Source organism: Psychrobacter immobilis (genome assembly GCF_003148585.1).
In the GTDB taxonomy this organism is placed as follows: domain Bacteria; phylum Pseudomonadota; class Gammaproteobacteria; order Pseudomonadales; family Moraxellaceae; genus Psychrobacter; species Psychrobacter immobilis.
The window spans coordinates 1-22572 of sequence record NZ_QGGM01000011.1; the positions used below are offsets into that span (position 1 = coordinate 1).

The 22572-nt window shown below is 42.3% G+C and carries 20 protein-coding genes and 1 pseudogene; 10 read left to right on the plus strand and 11 right to left on the minus strand.

What is annotated here, in order from left to right:
• A pseudogene (locus tag C8D84_RS09350) lies at positions 1-83 on the plus strand (IS5/IS1182 family transposase); the annotation flags it as partial.
• Between the two features lie 79 nt (positions 84-162).
• A complete protein-coding gene (locus C8D84_RS09355; protein ID WP_109591701.1) occupies positions 163-1353 on the plus strand; it encodes a cation diffusion facilitator family transporter in 1191 nt (396 codons plus the stop codon).
• A gap of 72 nt (positions 1354-1425) precedes the next feature.
• On the opposite strand, the gene C8D84_RS13760 is transcribed toward C8D84_RS09355, so the two are convergent.
• Entirely contained in the window at positions 1426-1575 is a 150-nt protein-coding gene (locus C8D84_RS13760; protein ID WP_170108299.1) for a hypothetical protein, read from the minus strand.
• 387 nt (positions 1576-1962) lie between these two features.
• Between C8D84_RS13760 and C8D84_RS09365 the strand changes: the two genes are divergently transcribed.
• Both C8D84_RS09365 and C8D84_RS09370 read left to right on the plus strand, forming a co-directional pair.
• Positions 1963-2667, plus strand: a complete 705-nt coding sequence (locus C8D84_RS09365; protein ID WP_109591703.1) for a hypothetical protein — start codon at positions 1963-1965, stop codon at positions 2665-2667.
• A 75-nt stretch (positions 2668-2742) separates the two neighbouring features.
• The gene (locus C8D84_RS09370; RefSeq protein WP_109591705.1) at positions 2743-4629 is read left to right on the plus strand and encodes a monovalent cation:proton antiporter-2 (CPA2) family protein; all 1887 of its coding nucleotides are present in this window, start codon (positions 2743-2745) and stop codon (positions 4627-4629) included.
• A 79-nt stretch (positions 4630-4708) separates the two neighbouring features.
• On the opposite strand, the gene C8D84_RS09375 is transcribed toward C8D84_RS09370, so the two are convergent.
• Entirely contained in the window at positions 4709-5638 is a 930-nt protein-coding gene (locus C8D84_RS09375) for a pilin (RefSeq protein ID WP_109591707.1), read from the minus strand.
• 298 nt (positions 5639-5936) lie between these two features.
• Between C8D84_RS09375 and trmB the strand changes: the two genes are divergently transcribed.
• The 3 genes from trmB (at position 5937) to C8D84_RS09390 (ending at position 10058) form a co-directional block, all read left to right on the plus strand.
• A complete protein-coding gene (gene trmB, locus C8D84_RS09380) occupies positions 5937-6788 on the plus strand; it encodes a tRNA (guanosine(46)-N7)-methyltransferase TrmB (RefSeq protein WP_109591709.1) in 852 nt (283 codons plus the stop codon).
• 1041 nt (positions 6789-7829) lie between these two features.
• A complete protein-coding gene (gene recA, locus C8D84_RS09385; protein ID WP_109591711.1) occupies positions 7830-8882 on the plus strand; it encodes a recombinase RecA in 1053 nt (350 codons plus the stop codon).
• A 57-nt stretch (positions 8883-8939) separates the two neighbouring features.
• Positions 8940-10058, plus strand: a complete 1119-nt coding sequence (locus C8D84_RS09390; protein ID WP_109591713.1) for a regulatory protein RecX — start codon at positions 8940-8942, stop codon at positions 10056-10058.
• Positions 10059-10122: 64 nt separating this feature from the next.
• Here the strand turns inward: C8D84_RS09390 and C8D84_RS09395 are convergent, their stop codons facing one another.
• From C8D84_RS09395 to C8D84_RS09425, 7 genes are all read right to left on the minus strand, one after another.
• A complete protein-coding gene (locus tag C8D84_RS09395; RefSeq protein ID WP_055124707.1) occupies positions 10123-11580 on the minus strand; it encodes an anion permease in 1458 nt (485 codons plus the stop codon).
• 307 nt (positions 11581-11887) lie between these two features.
• Positions 11888-12631 carry a YidB family protein gene (locus C8D84_RS09400; protein WP_109591715.1) on the minus strand — a complete coding sequence of 248 codons (744 nt, stop codon included), beginning with the start codon at positions 12629-12631 and terminating at the stop codon, positions 11888-11890.
• 301 nt (positions 12632-12932) lie between these two features.
• On the minus strand, positions 12933-13376 hold the full coding sequence (locus C8D84_RS09405) for a hypothetical protein (protein ID WP_109591717.1): 444 nt from the start codon (positions 13374-13376) through the stop codon (positions 12933-12935).
• Positions 13377-13468: 92 nt separating this feature from the next.
• On the minus strand, positions 13469-13750 hold the full coding sequence (locus tag C8D84_RS09410) for an FAD assembly factor SdhE (protein WP_045444191.1): 282 nt from the start codon (positions 13748-13750) through the stop codon (positions 13469-13471).
• Positions 13751-13779: 29 nt separating this feature from the next.
• Positions 13780-14676 (minus strand): dihydropteroate synthase, encoded by an 897-nt coding sequence (folP, locus tag C8D84_RS09415; RefSeq protein WP_109591719.1) that lies wholly within the window; start codon positions 14674-14676, stop codon positions 13780-13782.
• A gap of 187 nt (positions 14677-14863) precedes the next feature.
• Positions 14864-16759, minus strand: coding sequence for an ATP-dependent zinc metalloprotease FtsH (ftsH, locus tag C8D84_RS09420; protein WP_109591721.1), 1896 nt, complete (start codon positions 16757-16759; stop codon positions 14864-14866).
• Between the two features lie 401 nt (positions 16760-17160).
• Complete coding sequence (locus tag C8D84_RS09425) at positions 17161-17793, minus strand: RlmE family RNA methyltransferase (RefSeq protein ID WP_045444188.1); 633 nt, start codon at positions 17791-17793, stop codon at positions 17161-17163.
• 343 nt (positions 17794-18136) lie between these two features.
• Here C8D84_RS09425 and C8D84_RS09430 point away from each other — a divergent pair, with 343 nt between their 5' ends.
• Positions 18137-18445 (plus strand): YhbY family RNA-binding protein, encoded by a 309-nt coding sequence (locus C8D84_RS09430; protein ID WP_045444184.1) that lies wholly within the window; start codon positions 18137-18139, stop codon positions 18443-18445.
• Between the two features lie 222 nt (positions 18446-18667).
• The gene (locus C8D84_RS09435) at positions 18668-19396 is read left to right on the plus strand and encodes a DOMON domain-containing protein (RefSeq protein WP_109591723.1); all 729 of its coding nucleotides are present in this window, start codon (positions 18668-18670) and stop codon (positions 19394-19396) included.
• A gap of 113 nt (positions 19397-19509) precedes the next feature.
• Here the strand turns inward: C8D84_RS09435 and C8D84_RS09440 are convergent, their stop codons facing one another.
• Positions 19510-20238 (minus strand): CHAP domain-containing protein, encoded by a 729-nt coding sequence (locus tag C8D84_RS09440; protein ID WP_045444182.1) that lies wholly within the window; start codon positions 20236-20238, stop codon positions 19510-19512.
• 263 nt (positions 20239-20501) lie between these two features.
• Between C8D84_RS09440 and C8D84_RS09445 the strand changes: the two genes are divergently transcribed.
• Entirely contained in the window at positions 20502-21017 is a 516-nt protein-coding gene (locus tag C8D84_RS09445) for a hypothetical protein (RefSeq protein WP_055124714.1), read from the plus strand.
• Between the two features lie 298 nt (positions 21018-21315).
• Here C8D84_RS09445 and lpxC read toward each other — a convergent pair whose 3' ends face one another.
• Entirely contained in the window at positions 21316-22233 is a 918-nt protein-coding gene (gene lpxC, locus C8D84_RS09450; RefSeq protein WP_055124715.1) for a UDP-3-O-acyl-N-acetylglucosamine deacetylase, read from the minus strand.
• Positions 22234-22572 lie beyond the last annotated feature (339 nt).

A 22572-nucleotide genomic window follows, 5' to 3' on the forward strand; every position in this document is an offset into this window, starting at 1 on the left:
CGATTGCTACTCGCTATGACAAGTTAGCCTGTCATTTCCTCAGTGCGATTCATTTAGTTTCTTGTGTCATTTGGCTTAATTGATGACACGCCCTAGTTTGTGCACAGCAAGTCCAGCCTTATAAGCAATCAAATTTCTTCTTCTGTCATTCTGAGTGTTGTTATGAGTCAAAATAAATCAAACGCTGAACAAGGCAACCATTCTCATCAAAATGATACTGTTAATGTGGCTAACCATCTGCATAAAGAGGATGAGAGCAACTACACTCATGACAATCAAGCCATTCACGATCACGATGAACACTTAGAGCAAACAACAGCCCCGCGAGATACCAAGGGCTATCAGCGCACCTTGCTGTTCAGCTTTATCATTATCACAGGCTATATGTTTATTGAAGCCATCGGTGGCTGGCTGACTGGCAGTTTGGCGCTATTATCTGATGCAGGTCACATGCTAAGTGATGCAATCGCACTTGGCGCCACTCTGATGGCATTTAAAATTGGTGAAAAAGCAGCTACTCATCAAAAGACGTTTGGTTATAAACGCTTTGAGATTTTAGTCGCAACAGTCAATGGTGCGACGCTGGTCATTATTGCGCTAATGATTTTTTATGAGGCGATTAAGCGCTTTAATGCACCGCCTGAAATTGCTACCCAAGGCATGCTTATCGTTGCCACCATTGGTATGTTGGTCAACATTTTAGTCGCTTGGCTGATGCATCGAGGCAGTCGTGGTGGAGATACACATGGTCACAGTCATGCTGGTAGTCACAAAGACAGTAATGAAGACACTCAAGGAAAAAATGCGAGTAAAGCACCGGTCAATCTTAATATGCAAAGTGCTTACCTGCATGTATTGAGTGACTTAATGGGTTCGGTTGCCGCTATTATTGCCGCGCTTTTGATGATGAGCTTCGGCTGGGTTTGGGCGGATGCAGCAGCCTCGGTGATTGTCGCGATACTGATATTATTTAGTGGTTATCGCGTCGTGCGTGATTCCGTACATATTTTGATGGAAGGCACGCCAGAAGGCATATCCTTAGTGGATGTCGAAAAAAAACTGCTTACCCATCCACAAGTACAAGAAGTCCATGATTTGCATGTTTGGAGTATTACCAGTGGTCTAAATGCCTTATCTTGTCACGTCGTTGTCGATGGTGAGATGAGTATCCGTGAGTCGAGTATATTGATTGGCAGTCTGGAAAAAAGCTTGCTTACGCTTGGTATTCATCATGCGACCATTCAGGTAGAAAGCGCATCACATCCGCAAACTGAGGCACATAGCGATGCGCTGGTCTGCGATATCTCAGAACAACAAACAGAGGGTAATAATCATATTGGTCACAATCATTAAGCATGAGACATTGAAAGTCAGACTTTGAAAGTCAGACATTAAACATTGAAAAGATAATTCTTCATTCAAATATCAATTTAAACGTCGTCTATGATTGATTAGCGACGTTTTATCAAGTGGTGGCAACCATAACGCCATATGCACCAAATGAGCCAAAGCGTTGTTATTGACCAAATACCCAACCCCAACGATAAGAATATGATTCGAATCCAAAAATCTCATGCGTCAGTCCTGATGTGCGTTACATAATCAGATGTCAAATAATCAGATGTCAAATAATCAGATGCCATATATGACGCAAGCAGCAACCAAAATCCAAATAACAGCGCCAGTCCTGCCCCGAAAACCCTTAAAATTATTTTGCTAAAAGTCTTCAATAATCCGCGCAACTTACTATCAGCGGACGAATCATCGTGCATGAATTTAACTTCTTATGCGCCGACATAAACAGGCTTTATTTTAAATAAGCTTATACCACGCCGATTTTTAGCATTGTAATAGCATGTTAAAAATGATGGGAAATTTAGCCTCGCCGCCATATTTTTCATATAAATTCTGTATACTTAAAGCTGAAACACCCAATTTACCACTAATGGATTATTTTCTGCCATGTCGAGACGCTCAGCTCCTTTTGTTGCTCCAAGCCACATTGATGACCCTATCTCAGCAGAGGGTAAAAAGCATGCCAAAGCATTGTTATCGACGCTGCAAGAAGACATTGCTAGCTTTCGAGATGAGCAGTTTCCACCTGATATTTTGCGTCAAGTTCGTGATATGCCAATTTATGAAGGCAATATCGCCGAAGTCCAAGCCTATCAGCAGCGTTGGCATAATCTGCTTGAGCGCGCCATGGCGTTTTATCCTGCGGCCAACCTACCACCCGATCATCTGCCGCTACCAGCCAGCCTTGAGATACCGCAATTTATCTATCATGTTCAAAGGCTACATTTGACCAAGACCCGTGCAAAAGAATCCAAAAGCTTCGGTTCGGTCGGTGCGCTTACTGATAAGTGTGGTGACTATAGTGCTGATGAAATTGCGCGTATGAGTGCAGTATTTGATAATGATGATGAGGCGCGTTTGGTGGCGCATCGTGAATTTATTGATTTGCGCGCCTATGTATTTTGCCGTGATAGCAAGGGCGAGATGCTGGAGCCTGAACGCGTGCGTTTTTATCGAACGGGACTTATCGTCCATGCGCTGCCCGATTTCAAAATCGTAGACAGTCGCCAGACCCCGCGTAAGCGCCGTAACGATGCTTATAACAATCCACTTGCCGATAATGGTGTGTGGAAGATTTATCGTAAAAAGTAACGTATGCTAAGATTTTTTATTTTTGCTATGCCCATATTGTAACGCTTATTTTATCATGACTGCTAAGGATTCCAGATGTTCGCTGCCGCCACCGGCTCACCAAATTTAATGTTACAAGCTACAATCTTCTTAGGAGCAGCCCTGCTCTTTGTACCCCTTGGTAAACGTTTTGGCATTGCGACGGTCTTAGGTTATCTCATTACAGGATTGATATTGGGGCCCAGTGGTCTGGACGTCGCAGGCGATGCTGAGAGCTTGTTGCACTTCTCTGAGTTTGGCGTGGTCATGCTGCTGTTCATTATCGGGCTTGAGCTGCAACCCTCACGATTATGGGCACTGCGGCGTTCGATATTTGTCCTCGGTGGTTTGCAAGTTGGTCTGACTGGCACATTATTAATGGGGCTGTTACATCAAATTTTTGGCTTACAGCTCGATACTGCTTTTATCGTCGGTTTTGGCCTTGCCTTGTCGTCCACAGCTTTTGTACTACAAATACTGACGGAAAAACAGCAGCTTTCTAGCACCCACGGTCGTGAAGCGTTTACGATTTTATTATTCCAAGATATTGCGGTTATCCCTTTGCTAGCCGTCATTCCTTTCCTATCAGGGGTGCGCGAACAAAGTTATGATTTGATTTATTTTGGCAAAGTTTTTGCGGTTTTTGCTGGACTGATTTTTGCTAGTCGTTATGTCGTTCGTCCCTTCTTTAAGTTTGTAGCCTCTAGTGGTGCATCAGAACTGCTGACCGCCGTTGCACTATTTATCGTGATGGGTGTATCGATTTTGATGGGTCAAATTGGTTTATCGATGGCATTAGGTGCTTTTTTGACAGGGGTACTGCTTGCAGATTCTGAGTATCGCCATGAGCTAGAAGCCAGTATTGAGCCGTTTAAAGGGTTGCTACTTGGCTTGTTTTTTATGTCGGTCGGTATGCTGACGGATGTCAAACTTATCTTGGCAAAACCTATCTTTATCATCGGCTGTGCAATGGCATTGATGGCGATCAAATTTGGTGTCATTACCGCCATTGCAAAGATATCAGGCAATCGCTGGCCAACCAGTATCAGACTGGGTGTGACACTCGCTCAAGGTGGTGAATTTGCTTTTGTTTTATTCAGTGTCGCTACGGCACAAAATGTGTTGCGAACTGAACTTGCCAATACTCTGAACCTTATCGTCACTATCTCCATGGCGCTCACACCACTGGCATTTTTATTACTTGAGAAAATCGGTGAGCCTTTATTTGCCAAAAGCAAACCCAGCCGCGAATACGATGCCATTCCCGATCATGAACATCAAGTCATTATTGCTGGTTTTGGGCGCGTCGGTCAGATTATCGGTCGTGTACTACGCATGCACGATATTGAGTTTACTGCCATCGAACGCTCAGCGAATCGCGTCGATTTCGTGCGTAAATTTGGTAACCAAGTCTATTATGGCGATCCAAAAAACCCTGAGATACTGCGCGCAGCTGGTATTAAAAAAGCCCGTGTGTTTATTTTGGCCATCGATGATTTAGAGCGCTCTATCACCACGGCTCAATACTTGCGTAAAAACTATCCAGACCTGATTGTCTTGGCACGGGCACGTGACCGTCAGCATTATTATCGATTGCGTGAGGTCGGTGTGCGTCATATTTGGCGTGAGACTTACCTATCGTCCTTGGATATGTCGCGTGAGTCGCTACAACTGCTTGGCATCTCACCAGAAAAAGCGCGCGAGACAGTGCAAACCTTCCGCGATTACGACGATGACTTAATTGAACGTCAGCAAGCGATCTATGATGATGAAGCCAGCATGATTGAATCCGCACAATCAGCGATGGCAGAGCTAGAAAGCTTGTTTGATGAAGACATTGATAAAGCCCGAAAAATGGACTTAACAGATTTTTATGACGCGCTAAAAAGTAAAGCAACACCCGTTGATAAAAAGGACGACGTTGCAACTGACTCTAACACCTAAATATTTATATATTTTAAAGCGTGTTTGATGATTCACAAATAGGCACTGTCAGTGTCATCGTTAGATCATCAAACATGCCCTAATCGGGCATACAGCTTGCCGGTGCCAGTTTCTTATTTAGTGAACTCATACAGCTCCAACTATCGCTGTCTGGCACATGGTAAAAAACCAGTGTCTGCTGATTTAGGTAGCGGATAGGGAACTGAACATTTTGTATGGTCGCAATGACTGCACAATCCGTCTCTACTACGCCAGCGGCCTTTTTATCGATATCAATTCGTATCTGCTGAGTGCCTGTATCGATAGGCAAATGAATCGGACATTGCCCTGTCTGTTGATAAATCAGTGCTACACGATTTTGTGCCGTTTTGGCTGTATCATACGCATCGAACAGCACTTCATTGGCTTTTGGCTTGGCAATAATTGGCAGAAACTGTATCTTAATGACCATTAAAGCAAAAGCAAAAATACCAAACCCCAATCCTAGCCCAAATAGACTGACCCCACCTTCTCGGCGCAGATGCGCCTTTTGCGCTGCTTCATCACGCGGATAATCATCGATAGCATCTGCAATCTCACGTCGCGCCATGCGGTAATAATACGCATCCGTCCAACGCGCCACCATGAACGACCAAAATAACCAAATGATCGCGGCAATACCTATGCGTGTCGCCATCTGGTAAGCATCAGGGATGAAGGACATTGCCAAAAATTCAAACGCAACCAATACCAGTGCCACATTGAGCTGAATAAACGACCAGCCAGCCACGCTATAGACAATCGCATCCATATAGCGTTTGCGATAGAGGAGCCAAGGAAACGTCACAAAAAATGCTGCCCAATGCCATTTTGGCGACAGATAACCTTGCGCATCGAACTGCTCAAAACGTTTCAGATAATAATGCTGGCTACGGTGACCGATGAACCATTTATCAAGTTGTGTACGCTTAGCAGGAGTCAGCTGTTCTTGATAAAAAGGGGGCGGCGAATCCGTCTCGATAAATAGCATAGATTACCCCTATTAACGATGAAGAAAAATTTAAATCCATTACTCACTTTATATGATAACGCCAAAACCGATGTGCAGAATAGTAAAACGACAGATAAATACCGTTAATTCAATGTAAAAGAAAGTCAAGGTAACCGAATGCCAATCTATATGTGATACGTCAAACAAGGTCAGCGCTTTTACTTTTTTATGCTGAATGAACGATAACAATATTAAAAAAGTATTGTCCGTTCACAGCTGTATAGATTTAACTTATAATGAGCATACATCACCCATTTTATGAAGCCTTGTCAATCCTATGATTCCACATCCTGATATTAATGATAACATCGATAGTACGAGTACTACTGATGAGCAAAAAGTCCTCAGTACTAACACCGAAAGCCTTACTCATACTGACATTGAATCCCGTATTAGTAATGAGAGTGAGCCTGAAGAAAGCAAACATCTACGTATCGTCAATACTTTTATGAAACGACGTACGCACATGAATAAAAATGCCGAACTGGCACTGACCGCGCCAGAATTTGCTGAGTATCTGGTTAATAACAGTTTCGGTGATGGCAATCTTGATGGTATTGACAATCTACGAACGCTATTCGCTGATAGCCCTAACGGTAGTGAAGCACCGCTTACCTTAGAGATTGGTTTTGGACTGGGTGATTCGTTCATTGAGATGGCAGCAGCAGAACCTAACCGCAATTTCGTTGGTATCGAAGTGCACGAGCCAGGTATCGGTAAATGCGCCTATATGGCAGGTACGCAAGCGCTAACCAATGTCAAAATCATCAACGGTGACGCCATCCAATTGCTCAAGCAACTACCAGAAAACCATATTGATCGCATCCAGCTTTACTTCCCTGACCCATGGCAAAAAAAGCGCCATCACAAGCGCCGCTTCGTCAGCCCTGAACGTATGGCGATTGTGACTCGTAGTCTAAAGCAAGGCGGCTGGTTCCATACCGCAACCGACTGGGAGCATTATGCCTTTTGGATGGTTGAAGTTTTAGACGGTTTTACTGGTTTAACCAATCAAGCAGGCGCAGGTAACTTCACCGACCGCCCTGACTTTCGTCCAATGACCAAATTTGAGCGCCGCGGTATAAATAGTGGACATGGCGTTTGGGATTTAATCTATATTAAAGACTAGATTCGGCTCACTTATCTTCGATGACTTCTGCATAGCGGCTAAATTATTTAGCCGCTTTTTTGTGCTTGCAAATTATCTAATGACAATATTATTTGATTTTTTTCAGCTACAACCCTTAATAGACAAGCTATAAGTATTTTTATTAAAAATAATAAATTTTTTTTAATACGTGAAACATCGTCTATTTTCATAGAATTTTTAAATAAATAACGCTACATATAGCGGTAAAAAATATATTCCAGCGCCACACTCACAGGTCACCTACCTACTCAAACATTGATAGTATAAGGGATTCATGAGTTCTCCCCATAAGCTGTGGATAACCCTGTGCATAAGTACGCACTTGACAACAATTTCCCTAGATAGCTCAAAGGATGAGGTAAAATCGTTCATTTTTTATACAATTTAAAAAACCTTTTAAATCAGTAAGTTAAACGGTATTTCATAATACTGTAATTTATTTTTAATATATTTTTAATATATTTTTAAATTAAATTAATCCTCACTGATGTTTCACAAAAGCTAAATTTAGACGCTTTATTTCTTGTGGACAACTTCTAATGCTATTGACAAAGGGCGACATTATCCTATCCAAAATTAGGATGTATTCAGCAACTAGACTACACAAGTTATCACTTATATACAATGCGACAGTTAGTGTCGTTTAGCATCATTGAATCCTCTATATGCTCCTTGGTTTTTGTTATAATCACCTTATCTAATCAACCGTACTTTAGAAAACAGTTAAGGCTTAACGAGCATAATTTTACCTACAAATTACATCTGTTGCCGCTGATTATGAACTTAATTTTACTTTTATCGTTATTTGATTTTACTGTATAGTAGAGTGATATATCCTATATTACTGTCTACACCATCGATACCCTAACCCATTCATCATAGATAGACATTGAACGAACGCTGCCTATTATTTAGATAGCCATCAGCACTATTGAGCCGTTAACCTTCATAGCTACAAACATTTTATTTATCATACCAAATTTATAGTTTTAACCAATGATTGAAGACAAGGAATCCAGTATGGACGACAATAAAGCCAAAGCCCTTAAAGCAGCACTCGGTCAAATTGAAAAGCAGTTTGGTAAGAATACCATCATGCATTTAGGTGACGACTCAGCTATTATGGATGTCGATGTAGTATCAACAGGTTCGTTGGGTCTGGATATTGCACTTGGCATTGGTGGTCTACCAAAAGGCCGTATCGTAGAGATTTATGGCCCAGAAAGCTCAGGTAAAACGACCATGACGCTACAGGCGATTGCAGAATGTCAGAAGCAAGGCGGCACCTGCGCCTTTATCGATGCTGAGCATGCGCTTGACCCTGTTTATGCGCGCAAACTTGGCGTAAACACTGACGAGCTATTGCTTTCTCAGCCTGATAATGGTGAGCAAGCACTTGAAATTACCGACATGTTGGTGCGCTCTGGTGCTATCGATATGATTGTTATTGACTCAGTTGCTGCTCTAACGCCACGTGCGGAGATTGAAGGCGAGATGGGCGACTCACATATGGGCTTGCAAGCACGGCTCATGAGCCAAGCCCTACGTAAAATCACAGGTAACGCCAAACGCTCCAATTGTATGGTGGTATTTATCAACCAAATTCGTATGAAAATTGGTGTGATGTTTGGTAGCCCTGAGACCACGACTGGTGGTAACGCACTGAAATTCTACGCCTCTGTACGTATGGATATCCGCCGTATCGGTGCGGTCAAAAATGGTGATGAAATCATCGGTAACCAAACCCGTGTCAAAGTCATCAAAAACAAAATGGCACCGCCTTTCCGCCAAGCAGAGTTTGAAATTACTTATGGTGAAGGTACCAACCACTTAGCCGAAGTGATTGACTTGGGTGTTGAAATTGGTGCAGTTGGCAAAGCAGGCTCTTGGTATAGCTATGGCGACGAAAAAATCGGTCAAGGTAAAGCCAATTCTGTACTGTTCTTAAAAGAAAACCCTGCGATTGCGCAAGAAATCGAAGCTAAAATTCGCGAGGAAAAGCTTGGATCAAAGAAAGAAGCCAAAGCCGAAGATAAAGCCAATGAAGCGTTGGTTTCTGAACCTGTACAATAACGGCGCAATTATTCACCGCTATTAATAATCATGACTTGTTATGAAAATTAAATTGTTATGAACATTAAAACCTTAGCTGAAATACTCGCTGAATCCGATGCCGATTCAGCGAGTAGTCCGACTATCAAATCAAAAAAACCGTCCAAATCTTCCAAACACTCTGAATCCTTCAAATTTTCTCAGCATTCCTATCAAGGCAATCCTAAAAAAACAACTAAGACGCGCAAGCATTCAACTTACTATCATGAAGACCATTCATTATCTGACGATGCTGACTTTTCAGTAGAATCCGTTGAGGCTCACTCTTCTACCAATAAAAATCCTGCTAAAACTAAGAAACGTAAAAAGCGTTTTCACCCAGCGGCTAACTTTAGCCCTGAGCCTAGTGACGTGCCTGCTTATCAGCAACCAGAAGCGCAAAGTATCAAAGAGATGCTGGCTGAAGTTAAACAAAATATTCATGATGAACCAGACGATAGCACGGCTACTGATGATGAATTTAACAAAGAATCACAGTATACAACCGATGCTGCCATTACCAACACTTCTGCGCACAGCACAGTCGACAGTCAGATGGATAACCTACCTGCTGCTCTTAAAGCCTATTTGCGCACGCCTGAACAACGACAAGCAGAAATAGATGAGATCAAAGCCGAAAGCCGCTTGCGTTGGTTAGCTTTTTATTATTTATCGCGCCGTGAGTACGGCAAGGCTGAGCTTAAGCAAAAGCTTATTGATAAAGAGCAAGCCTTAGATAAAATTGATGCGCTACTCGATGAGTTTGAAGAAAAAGGCTACCAAAGTGATTATCGCACGACGCTCATGCTCATTCGTGAAAATATCCGTAAAGGTCGGGGACGCGGACGTATCAAGCAGGAGTTTTATCGTAAAAAAATTACCATGCCCAGTAATATCGATGAGTTAATCGATATGGCAAATGCAGAGTCAGAAGAGTTTAGGGAGTTTGTAGATGATAGTGCAGATAATCTGGTAGATGGTGTCGATTGGCTCAAACTGGCGGTCACAGCCCGCACTAAGAAGTACGGCGATGACATACCCACTGAACAAAAAGACAAAGCAAAGCAGCTACGGTTTTTGCAATATCGAGGCTTTCAGAGCGATATCTGTTTTGCCGCGCTCAATTATACATTAGACACATTAGATGAGCGCTTTTAACCCACCCTCACCTTTTTTTAAATACATCCATCTGTACATAAAACAATATGACTTGAGCGATCTATTAATAATAGCCGAGCACTTTCCACCAAATCAAACCAGCACCGATCCAAATAACTAAATTGACCACACTCATTATTGCGCCAATACTCCACCACTCTCTTAACGTCACATAGCCAGAGTTAAAAATGACTGGCGCAGTACCAGTTGCATAATGCGTAAGCGTCATCATGATATTGCCCGCTGCGGCTAAGATAAGCGCATATAACATCGGCGGTGCGCCCAAGCTTAAACCCACCGCATAAAATGCTGCAAATAGTGCAGTAATGTGAGCCGTGGTACTAGCAAAGAAGTAATGGATATATAAGTATACTAGGGTCAAAATAGTCACAGCACCGATCCAGCCAAGCCCAGTCGTGCCAATCATCGATTCGATATTGCCAGAGAACCAGCTTATCAGTCCAAGCTTATTAAGATAAGCGGCCATCATAATAAGGGCGCCAAACCAAATAATGGTATCCCATGCTGACTTCTCTTTTAAAATATCGTCCCAAGTCAGTACCCCAGTCAATATTAAGGTCGTCAAACCAATAAATGCTGTGGTGGTAGCATCAACGCTATATTGCTCACCTAACATCAATGCGGGAATATTCGCCCACAATAACAGCATCAGAGCAAATACCCCGAGCATGATTTTTTCTTGGCTACTTATTTTTCCCATTTCTGCCAAATTTTCCTTGGCAAAACCTTTTGCATCGGGCGTGATTTTAACATCAGGTGGATAAATCATATAAATGACTAACGGCATCACAAGCAGACATAGCATGCCAGGTACAAGCATCGCCACTGCCCAAGTGGTCCATGACAGCTGAATATCCCCGCCTGTGGCTTTATTCACCAAATCTACAACCAGCGGGTTGGGTGCAGTAGCCGTGATAAACATCCCAGAGGTAATCGGGTTGGCATGATAATTCACCATCGCCAAATAACGACCAATCTTATTTTGAGTGCCTTCCTCAGGTGTTGAGTGAAAGCTTTGCGCGATAGACTTCATAATAGGATGAATAATACCGCCGCCACGCGCCGTATTGGAGGGCGTAATGGGTGCTATCATCAATTCAGCCGCAGTCAAAGAATAAGCCACGCCGATGGTTTTTTTACCAAAAATAGAAATAAAATAATAGGCAATACGTCGACCCAAACCCGTTTTTATCAAGCCACGCGATATCATGACTGCAATACCAATTAGCCAAATCAACGGACTTGAGTAGCTTGATAGTGCATCGCTAATGGCTTGTGCTGGGCTATCACTAGTCACGCCTGTAAGTGCGACTAGGGTGACTGCAATGATAGCAATGGCACCAATGGGTAATACTTTGCCGATGATGGCGACAATAGTGGCGATGAATAACGCCAGCATGTGCCATGCTTCAGGGGTAACGCCAGTAGGCACTGGTATCACAAACCAAATGATCAAGCCGACCAAAATGGCAACCGCTGCTTGAATAGGCTTAAATGGCATGATTAACTATCCTTATAAATGCTTATACCATCACGCAGTCATATTATATAAAGGATCATCAAAGTAGCCACTGCGACAAAAGACTCAATGAATCATATGACCATCTTATAAGATTTATAGAATTATTTTTCTATTATTCGCCATTTTTAACATATCTATTTAGAATAAAGAGTAAATATTCAGTAATTAAGTACCAATAGTAGGGTTAAACTAACAGCCATAAAAAAGAGCACGTTGGATAACGTACTCTTTTTCATGGTATTAACTTTGTGGCATTAACGATTGTGACTTTCTTTAAAAAAGAAATTTATTTTAGCGCACCTAGTCGACTAGATAGTTGATTAATGATTTGATCAATCTCTTCATTGGCTTCAGATTCATTATCCAAATTGCCACTTGGTGTCAGCTGATTCATTACTTCTGGCAGCAATTCAGCAAGACCTTGACGGACTTCTACGTCATTAGCACCAGTATGTGCTGCAACCTGCTGAATCTCATTTTCATCGAACAACTGACTGATATCATTTGGATCAAGGTTGTCATTGTCTTGCTGGTTACTCATCCAAGAACGGGCTTGGTTTTCATAACCCATACCTGTGATTTTTGATAATGCACCACTCAAGCCGCCATTGCGTTTGATCCAGCTTAGTACCATTGGCATAAGTGCAGCGATTAGCATACCTTTACCGCCGAATCCAGATTTTCTCGTTTGACCACCCATGGCTTGACCACCCAATACGCTGCCTAATATGTCTCCAAGACCGCCGGCATTAGAATTGACGCCGCCACGTTGATTGCCACCAGTGAGTCCACCGCCTGTTAACCCACCGAGAATATCATCTAAGCCAAAACCATTGTCTGGCTGACGATCATACTGGCGTGGATTGTAGCCTCCAGTTTGACTACCACCGCCGAGCACGCTACCCAATATATCCCCAAGACCACCTGTACGACGTGGATCAATGCGTTGATTTACAGGATTACGCTGCGCATCTTCAGGATCCATCGCACGACGGGCCACCTGACTAACCAAATTCCCTAATAAGCTCATTCTCGATTCCTTTTTGTCATATTATTTATTATCTATAAACCGCTAAAAACTTCGCTGCTAATTTAATATATTAAGCAAGAGCTTAATTTACTTATGCGATTCATAATTCTCTTGCAATATAACAAATCTCTTTCGCTATCCAGATAGGTGTTTTGTTATGACATGTAGGCGTTCGTAAATTCGTGGAAAAAACCGCTCACTGGGCGCTATAAAAAATAATGCCTTAACTCGTATTTTCGGCGTTTATGTTAGGCATATTAAACATTCGACCATGGCACTGATAAGCACTATTTATAAGTATTCAATACAATCTAGCCAAAACATTCAACTCTCGCCATTGTTCAGGGCTCACTTGATCTCGAAAGATGGTCACTGATAAAGAGCGATGATAAGGCTCTATAACATTGAATTCAAAGCTTATCGCCCATCGATATCCAGAGACATTGCTTAACTGTGCCTGCCATAGCTCATCACCGCGACCTGTACGGAGCAGCAGCTGCCAATATTGATCAACACGATGGCTAAGTGGTGGCTGGCTAAGGTGCAGCAGTATGGGTCGTGATAATGTTAAATAAATAATCACCGCGGCGGTAACGATTAAAATAAGCACATATTGCCATAACAGTAAAGAAGCAAGCCATGCCAGTACAACCATGACGGCGGTCAACCCACTATAAAGCAGCAAACGCAAATAGCTGGCAGGCCGAATAGCCGTATCAATACGCAACGAATTTGCCAAGGTCATATTTTATCACCAAAAAAAACGGCAGACTATTATGTTACTTAGGCCCAGCTATGCCAGCTCTGAACAACCATTTTTTATATCTAAATCAGTCTTTAAGTCAAATCTTTGGTATGACGCCATGTCTTAATTTTATTGACTAGCGCCCATATTTCTTCGTTTTCTGGACGATTTTGATTGGTGAAATAATCCAACAAATCAGGGTCTTCATGAGTCAGCATCTCTGCAAACGTCTCTTGTTCAGCAGGCTCTGCCGTTAAGTAAATCTCTTTGACATAAAGGTCAATATAAAAGTCTAACTCTTTTAATCCGCGGCGTGCTTGATAGATAATGCGGCGCTGTTCATTGGTTGGTTCTGGCTGAATCGGGGTGGTCATAAAAGTACTCTCATTATTTTAAATTAAGGTTAAGGATAGTTATGCGCAGATAATTGACGCCACAAGGCTACTGCTTGCTGCATCATCGCCACATTATGGGTGCGTATAATGCCAGCGCCTTGCTGTAGGGCAAAGATACCAGCCACCGTACCTACCACATCACGATCTACCGCGTTAGTAGTAGCAACGACTTCGACGCCACTCTTGCTCAATACTTCCGCTAAAAAACGCTTGCGTGAAATGCCAAACATCATCGGTAAACCAAGCACTTGTAGCCTGCTAAGCTGGCTTAATAGTGCGCAATGATGCTCATAATCTTTCGCAAAACCAAAGCCTGGGTCGATAATAATTTTCTCACGCTTAACACCGATTCTTGTTACTTCGTCAATACGCGATAATAGCTCAGCCCTTACGTCACTAATGACATCATCATAGTGTGCCAAATTATTCATCGTTGTTGGCTCGCCGCGCATGTGCATGAGCATGACTGGTATATCAAGCTCAGCCGCTAGTACTGCTGCACCCTCACATTTGAGTGCGCGTACATCATTCCAAATATCAGCACCAGCGTCAAAAGCCACTTTCATAACCTCTGGATTACTGGTATCAATAGATAGCCAAATAGCCTCTCCGCAATGCCGGCGGATGGCTTGAACCACTGGCGCAACACGCTGCAGCTCTTCAGACGTGCCCACAGCATTCGCACTGGGGCGAGTAGACTCACCGCCAATGTCTATAATAGTCGCACCTTCTTCTATCATTTGCTGACAATGCGCAACAGCCTTATCTACCGCATTGAACTGTCCACCGTCTGAAAACGAATCGGGTGTGACATTAAGAATACCCATAATATGAGGCTGCGATAGATCTAGTGTTTTATCACGACTTGATATCTTATAGCTGGGTAAGGGCTGAAATAAGGACATAACCAAATTATCTCTCATTAAAATATTCTAATTATTGCATACTGCTTGTTATGCACTGTGCTTGTTATGCGCTGTGCTCATGATACCAGTAAACTCTATTCTGTACTAAACCCTTCACGAAATATGGACAACAAAAAAGCCCTTTATGATAAAGGGCTTCTTCTATTGGATATGAATCAACTGACAACTACATCGCTGGTAACGGTGGCGGTGTTGAGTTGGTTATTTTAATATCACTTTTCGATAAGTTGACTTCATTGTGCTGATAAACTCTAGGTGGACGAGGGTCTTCACCTGCTAAGATATCTTGCAACTGATCACGGTCAATGGTTTCCCACTTCATTAGAGCATCTACCATCGCATGCATTTTTTCTTGATTGCCTTCAATCAATTCACGCGCGATATCATATTGCTCCTCTAACATACGGCGAACTTCTTCATCGACCTTTTGCTGCGTGGCTTCTGAAATCGTACGACTGCTAGAGCCAAAATAGCCTTGCGAGCTGTCTTCATCTTCATAAACCATAATACCAAGCGCATCAGACATACCGTACTTCGTTACCATGGCGCGAGCCATCTTGGTTGCACGTTCGAAGTCGTTAGAAGCACCCGTCGACATTTGATTGATAAAGACTTCTTCAGCGATACGACCGCCGAATAAGATAGCAATATCGCTCAGCATTTTTGATTTATACATACTGGTTTGGTCATGCTCTGGCAACTGCCAAGTAACCCCAAGCGCAAAACCACGTGGCATGATCGTTACTTTATGCACAGGATCGGTACCTGGTAGTAGCTCAGCGACTAAGGCGTGACCTGCTTCATGATAAGCAGTAGCACGGCGCTCTTCTTCACGGATGACCATTGATTTACGCTCAGGACCCATATATAACTTGTCTTTTGCATCTTCAAAATCATTCATATCAACGCTGGTCTTGTTGCGACGTGCTGCAAACAATGCCGCTTCGTTGACAAGGTTGGCCAGCTGCGCACCACTGAAACCTGGTGTACCGCGAGCCAATGCATTGGCATCCACACCGATAGTATTCGGCAGCTTTCTCAAATGCACTTTAAGAATTTGTTCACGGCCTTTAATATCTGGCAAGCCCACTTGTACCTGACGGTCAAAACGACCTGGACGCAGTAACGCTTTATCAAGCACATCCGCTCGGTTGGTCGCTGCAATGACGATCACGCCTTCATTGCCTTCAAAACCATCCATTTCAACCAATAATTGGTTTAGTGTCTGCTCACGCTCATCATTACCGCCACCCATACCAGAGCCACGATGACGACCGACCGCATCAATTTCATCAATAAAGATGATGCAAGGCGCGCTCTTTTTAGCCTGTTCGAACATATCGCGTACACGTGAGGCACCGACACCGACAAACATCTCAACAAAATCAGAACCTGAGATTGAGAAGAACGGCACTTTAGCTTCACCAGCAATGGCTCTAGCTAACAAGGTTTTACCGGTACCTGGAGGACCTACCATTAAGATACCACGTGGAATCGTCGCACCAAGCTTGGTAAATTTATCAGGGTCGCGTAAAAACTCGACCACTTCAACCACTTCTTCTTTGGCCTCTTCACAACCAGCCACATCTTCAAAGTTCACCTTGATTTGGTCTTCAGTCAGCATTTTAGCTTTTGACTTACCAAAGCTCATAGGGCCGCCGCCTTTACCGCCAGCGCCACCTTGCATGTTACGCATGAAGAATAAAAACAGACCAATAATCAATAGAATTGGGAAACTGGCTATCAGTAATTGCATCAACACGCTTTGGCGTTTTGGTGCAGTCCCTTGGACTTCGACTTGGTTCTCACGCAGCAATGGCATCAGCTCATCATCTGACACAGCTGGTCTAATGGTCTCAAAAGATGAACCATTTTTCTTTTCGCCGGTGATTTGCTCGCCATCGATTTCAACGCTGGCTACTTGGTTTTCTGACACAGCGGTCACAAACTCAGAGTAGTTAAGGCTATCCGGCTCAGATGATTGATCAAAGCCGCTAAACACCAGCACCAAAACGCCGATTACCACCAGCCACAATAAGGTATTTTTTACCATGTCGCTCACTAGTTATTCCCATCCCTTACTTATTGGTGTGTTTATTAAACACGTGACGTCTATAAACGTATCGCTCATTTTTTAGTAGATATATTCATAGCCAAAATTTATGAGTCAGACTCACACAACTCAAATGCTGCATGGGGACTGTTTTCACAAGTTATAAATATCAATGACCTATATATCTATCCTAGATGAGCACATCAGGCGCTTATTGTCAGACGACTTTGCCTAAAACATATGCTTGAAACAAAGTTAATATACCATGATATGTGGTGCTAACCTGCATAATTCAAGCAGGTTTCGCTATTATTCAGTTAACGATTGTAGCGGGTTCAATGCGCTCATGAGACTATGTTATGGTGACACATTATCTCGCTTACAATGGCTATGACACAACGACGTTATGATTATTTAATCGCTATCCAAAACATCTCTTTTGACCGTGGTCGTGATGCACCCGGCTTGATACTACGGATTTTACTAAAATCCTGCTGCATCTGCTTGCGTAATTCTTGTGTGCCTTCACCTTGAAACACTTTCATAATAAGTGCGCCACCTTCTGGTAAGGTTGCAAGCGCGAAATCCACTGCCAGCTCGCATAAATACATCATACGTGGCTGATCGATTGCGCTGTTTCCTGCCGTATTTGGTGCCATATCGGACAGCACTACATCGACCTGCCTATCACCAACCTCTGCCATGATTGCATCAAACACTTCTGCTTCGCGAAAGTCGCCTTGAATAAAGGTCACATCAGGCAATGTATCCATCGGCAGAATATCAGAGGCAATCAAAATACCTTTTTCGCCTACTAGCTGACCTGCCACTTGAGACCAACTGCCTGGAGCACTGCCCAAATCTACGACCGTCATGCCTTTTTTAATAATATTGGTCTTTTCATTAATTTCTAATAGTTTATAGGCGGCACGGGCACGATAGCCATCTTTTTGCGCTTTTTGCACATAATGATCGTCAATATGCTCTTTCATCCAAGCGCTACTACTCTTTGACAGTTTTTTATTTTCGATACGCGTGGCCAAAATACCTGCTCCTATTGCTTTGCAAAACATTCATACATATTACTGAAGTAGCTAAAAGATTTATGAAGCACTTTCGATATGGGTTAAATTCATTCGAATATGCTATCAATCAAGATTTTTATACATTTGCAGTCTTAAACTGACTAAATTCTATTGGTTAAAACACTGATTTATCAGACAGTAGCGTTTATAATGTGCCCAAACATTCAGTTTAACATTTTCATCACGTAAAATCGTGCAAAATCCTGCTGATCTCATGCAAGATGACCACAGATTATCTATAATGGTCGTCAACTGCTCTTAATAGCACTGTCTTTTATTTTTACCAACACCTAGGAATTCTATGCAACTCGATAACGCTACCATCAAACGCCTAAGAGGCATTGGTCACGACCTCAAACCTATCGTCATGATTGGCAACAAAGGTATTACCCCAACCATTACTGAAGAAATTGATCGCGCGCTATCAGATCATGAACTCATCAAAGTAAAACTGCCTGCTGGCACAAAAGAAGAGCGCGATGTCATCGGTGCTGAACTTGCCAAAGCGGCTAACGCGTCTTTGGTTCATTCTATTGGCCGTATGGCATTATTACTACGTAAAAATCCAAACGCCAACCCAAAACTGTCTAACTTAGCACGTCATGCATAATAATATGTGATGACCAGCTGGTTTGAGTGATGGTATGGTATGCCATATCAACTCAAATCATAGAAAATGGTGACGATAAACATAAAAGCCGCGATGCATCTTGCTCGCGGCTTTTATGTTGTCTGCTCGTTTTAGATTTACTTAGCGTGTAATATTAGCTCGCTTAGTCGGTACAACTTTTCTTATGGTTACTTCTATATTTTTATTGTCGGGTCTTAACTTATGAATCAATCATTCAATCTCTGTGTGGCCACCGAAACCATAGTAAATGATGCGCAGCAACTGGGTGTAACAGTAGATGAGTTGCAACGCATCTGTATAAATGTGAGTGCTCAGGTCATTCAACAGCCATCACTCCACTTAAGGCTAACCTATCAACTCACCCTGCCCAACCAACTGCTAGCAAAGCAGCTAAACTGGTCAATGTGGCAGCAAGCACAAGTAAAATTCGATGATTACTTGTGGGAAGAGACTTGCCTTGAGTGTTTTATCGCTGGTCGTCTGATAAATGATGAAAATCTAACGGATGCCCAAAAGGCAACGCCCTATATCGAGATTAATGCCAATCCAGACGGTCGTTACGCGCTATATCAATTTGAGAGCTATCGTAATCCTGCGACCTTACCACCAACACCCTTATATGCAGCTGATGGACAAGCGCGCGCGTCTATTAATTGGATAAACAATGTAAAGCCAACATTAAGGTACGTTGAGAATCCTTTATTTAATGATCCATCAGTCGCAAATAAACCTCATCATTATGAGCGCAGCTTTAATGTATCAGTAATCCAACGATCCAATAAGCAGTACGTCATCGCAAATACTGTGATTGAGCAAATACATCCTTGTGTTATTTTATGGTTTGGTGAGATTGCTTTATATTTTGCCCCAAACCACGCCTCCCCGCCTGACTTTCACAATCGTAGCCACTGGTCGAAATTTGAGCTTTAACTCTACTTTTAACTTAAGCATCACAACTCAAAGCGCAAAAAAAACCAGCAACGCTATAAAGGCATTACTGGGTTTGGAGAAAACTTTTAACTTAGGTTACATCTAACTGGCTACTATTTGTCAGCCATCGCGAGGTAAATACCACGGTCTGATGCATCATCGACATATTGCGAATCACGCCATGTCGTATAGCTGTAAGTGCCACTGTATGGGCTAATGCTGTTTTGGCGGAAATCAGATACCCAATCGTTACCATCAAAGATCTGGATATGACCATGTGGACGGTTTGACGTACGATTATAGACAACGACGTCACCCACTTGTGGCTGCATATCATTACTGATCTTGGTAAAACCTGCTTGAGCAAGTGTGCCGCGAGAGGCATACTGATAAGCTGAAGGGTTAGGCGTAAATTCGTAACCTGCTGATTGTAGCGCTTTACGTACATAGCGAGCACAGTAGCCAGAGCTTCTAGATAACGCTACTCGCGATGCACTTGCCGCTGCGATAGCAGGAGCAGAATTGCGATCAGGAGCGCGGCTTGATTGCTGCTGACGCTGCTCATAAGACAAACGGCTAGTAAGCGAAGCAAGCTGGTATTCTTTTTGCTTGGCATGCGCACTTAAATTATCAATGGCTTGACTAATTTCATCATTGCTATATACATGAGCACCACTGTTAGTGCTATAGATATTGCGGCTAGAACCGTAGTTCGCAGAAGCAGAGATGTTAGTGATGGTATGACTCAAGGTATTATTTGGTTGAAAGGTTGTTTCGACAGCACCACTTGTCTGTGCTATACCCATTCCCAATACTGACAAAATTAATAAAGCTTGTTTCATAAATTTACTACCTATTGTTAATACAAGACCGCTCGTCATCCGTGACAAAGCATCAATTAGTTTAGAGGAGATGATCATTACAAAAACATGATAAAATCCTTGTTAAAACAGCCCGCTATTTCTTCTGTAGTGACTAATGCTGGTATTATCTGTTAATACCATATTCCGCTTAGTTCACTGTCTCGCAAGTCGTTCAGTATCAATTGCCTTTAGCATGTCAATTATGAATATCGATTTTGTCACCTATTAGATGAGTCATCACGATGTCAAAAAAACAGCCAAATCGGCTTGCCCAACTTATCGACCATCAAGCTTTTGCTGGTAGCGCACTACCCCGAACGCTTGCTGACAATATGCGGCTATACATAGAAGCGACCAACGAGGTAAAAGAGCTATTGGTAGATTGTCTACCTGAAGAAATTCTTAATACCTGTTGGGTCGTAGGCCTCACCTCCGAGCAATTAATACTCAGTGTGGGCTCAATGACTGCTGCCAATCATATTCGCTATTTACAGAGCGCTTATTTGCAAGTCTTAACAGAGCAGTCAATTACATTTAAACAACTCAAGCAAATTCGCGTCGTCGTCGCTAAAAATTCAGCTGATAATCATTCATCTAAACAACTATCAGCAGTATCAGCAACTTTGTCAAAATCTAGTAAAGCCAATGAAAATCAGGCTCTTAGCCAAAACACAAAGCGGACTATATCACAGGCCGCAGAGCATGTCACCACTGATGAAAATCTCAAAAAAGCACTTTTACGTCTGGCAAATCATTGAAATTATCAATGTTACTATGTAAAGTTGTGTAAACAAAACCGTAAAAATCAGCTGGTAACGCTGCGATTTTGTAATGACGCAAACAAAAAAAATCACCTGCTAGCTCCGTTCACATTATGAACGTCACCAACAGATGATTGAAAAACTATCCACAGCTTTGATATTCTCTACTCTAGAGCAGAATTGTTAAAATAATCTAAACAATACATTCAAAAAAACGAATATTATTAGAATGTAATTACTGCCGGATTATGTAATATTGCGTAAATGTTTCGATACTTCGTGTATATTCCTGTATTCATCCTTCAACAGTCAAACCTTCGAGAGGCAAATACTGAATTGGACAGGTTACATTGTCATCAAAAGTTACAATTTCAAAATTATTATGATCAGATAGTATCTCACGTACCAATAAATTGTTTAATGCGTGACCAGATTTATAAGCATTAAAGCGACCCAAAATCGGATAGCCAATCAAATATAAATCACCTAAAGCATCCAAAATTTTATGGCGAACGAACTCATCATTAAAACGCAGACCTTCTTCGTTAAGAATATTTGCCTCATCAATAACGATAGCATTATCCATACTGCCTCCTAACGCCAAATTATTCTGACGTAAGGCTTCTATATCTCGTAAAAACCCAAAAGTACGGGCTGAACTCAGTTGCTCAATGAAGTTTTGCGTCGAAAACTGCAACTGGGCATGCTGAAAATCTTTGTCGATAGCAGGATGATCAAAATCAATCTCAAAATTCAGCTCAAACCCTTCATAAGGACGCAGTTCTGCCCATTTATCGTCTACTTTTACTCTTACAGGTCTGACGATTTTTATAAACTTCTTTAAAGCGTCTTGCTCGCAGAATCCTGCGTCAAGCAGCAACGCTACAAAAGGAGCCGCACTACCATCCATAATCGGTATCTCTGAGGCGGACACACGGATTAAAAGATTGTCAACGCCAAGTCCTGCAATGGCACTAAGCAAATGCTCGACCGTCCCCACACGTGTGCCACCAAACACTAGGTTTGACGACATCATAGTATCTTGCACTAAAAAAGCACTGGCTGGAATCGGCTGGCTGCCTTCGATATCAGAACGCTCGAAAACAATACCCGTATCAATAGGTTGCGGATGAAACTCTAAGTCAACAGGCTGACCACTATGGAGACCAATACCTGTAACAGCAATCGCAGTTTTTATGGTTCTTTGGTTCATGGCTGTCTTCTCACATATTTTGTTACAATTGCCATAGTGTATCATTACCCGCCCCTAGTTCGCCATAGTTAAAACTCGCTAATTTCCTTATCTCCTTGATTGATAACACTTATCGTCAATAAATTTTGATGGTTTTCATGTTTTATTGATCACATTGCCTCTGTTAACACAGGGAAATAACAGCCAGATGTTACAATCATAAATTGTTTTATGCGCCTATTTATTAATAATGATTTTCGCATCGAGAGGCGATTCTTATAAATAGAGCGCGCTCATAGCTGAATCAGCTTACTAATATATGGACATTTTCTATACGCACAAAAAAGCCAGCAACTTAGT

Bases quoted from the DNA above. Each gene is read 5' to 3' on its own strand.
- C8D84_RS09355 (WP_109591701.1), top strand. From the start codon at position 163: ATGAGTCAAAATAAATCAAACGCTGAACAAGGCAACCATTCTCATCAA.
- C8D84_RS13760 (WP_170108299.1), bottom strand. From the start codon at position 1,575: ATGAGATTTTTGGATTCGAATCATATTCTTATCGTTGGGGTTGGGTAT.
- C8D84_RS09365 (WP_109591703.1), top strand. From the start codon at position 1,963: ATGTCGAGACGCTCAGCTCCTTTTGTTGCTCCAAGCCACATTGATGAC.
- C8D84_RS09370 (WP_109591705.1), top strand. From the start codon at position 2,743: ATGTTCGCTGCCGCCACCGGCTCACCAAATTTAATGTTACAAGCTACA.
- C8D84_RS09375 (WP_109591707.1), bottom strand. From the start codon at position 5,638: ATGCTATTTATCGAGACGGATTCGCCGCCCCCTTTTTATCAAGAACAG.
- trmB (WP_109591709.1), top strand. From the start codon at position 5,937: ATGATTCCACATCCTGATATTAATGATAACATCGATAGTACGAGTACT.
- recA (WP_109591711.1), top strand. From the start codon at position 7,830: ATGGACGACAATAAAGCCAAAGCCCTTAAAGCAGCACTCGGTCAAATT.
- C8D84_RS09390 (WP_109591713.1), top strand. From the start codon at position 8,940: ATGAACATTAAAACCTTAGCTGAAATACTCGCTGAATCCGATGCCGAT.
- C8D84_RS09395 (WP_055124707.1), bottom strand. From the start codon at position 11,580: ATGCCATTTAAGCCTATTCAAGCAGCGGTTGCCATTTTGGTCGGCTTG.
- C8D84_RS09400 (WP_109591715.1), bottom strand. From the start codon at position 12,631: ATGAGCTTATTAGGGAATTTGGTTAGTCAGGTGGCCCGTCGTGCGATG.
- C8D84_RS09405 (WP_109591717.1), bottom strand. From the start codon at position 13,376: ATGACCTTGGCAAATTCGTTGCGTATTGATACGGCTATTCGGCCTGCC.
- C8D84_RS09410 (WP_045444191.1), bottom strand. From the start codon at position 13,750: ATGACCACCCCGATTCAGCCAGAACCAACCAATGAACAGCGCCGCATT.
- folP (WP_109591719.1), bottom strand. From the start codon at position 14,676: ATGTCCTTATTTCAGCCCTTACCCAGCTATAAGATATCAAGTCGTGAT.
- C8D84_RS09430 (WP_045444184.1), top strand. From the start codon at position 18,137: ATGCAACTCGATAACGCTACCATCAAACGCCTAAGAGGCATTGGTCAC.
- C8D84_RS09435 (WP_109591723.1), top strand. From the start codon at position 18,668: ATGAATCAATCATTCAATCTCTGTGTGGCCACCGAAACCATAGTAAAT.
- C8D84_RS09440 (WP_045444182.1), bottom strand. From the start codon at position 20,238: ATGAAACAAGCTTTATTAATTTTGTCAGTATTGGGAATGGGTATAGCA.
- C8D84_RS09445 (WP_055124714.1), top strand. From the start codon at position 20,502: ATGTCAAAAAAACAGCCAAATCGGCTTGCCCAACTTATCGACCATCAA.
- lpxC (WP_055124715.1), bottom strand. From the start codon at position 22,233: ATGAACCAAAGAACCATAAAAACTGCGATTGCTGTTACAGGTATTGGT.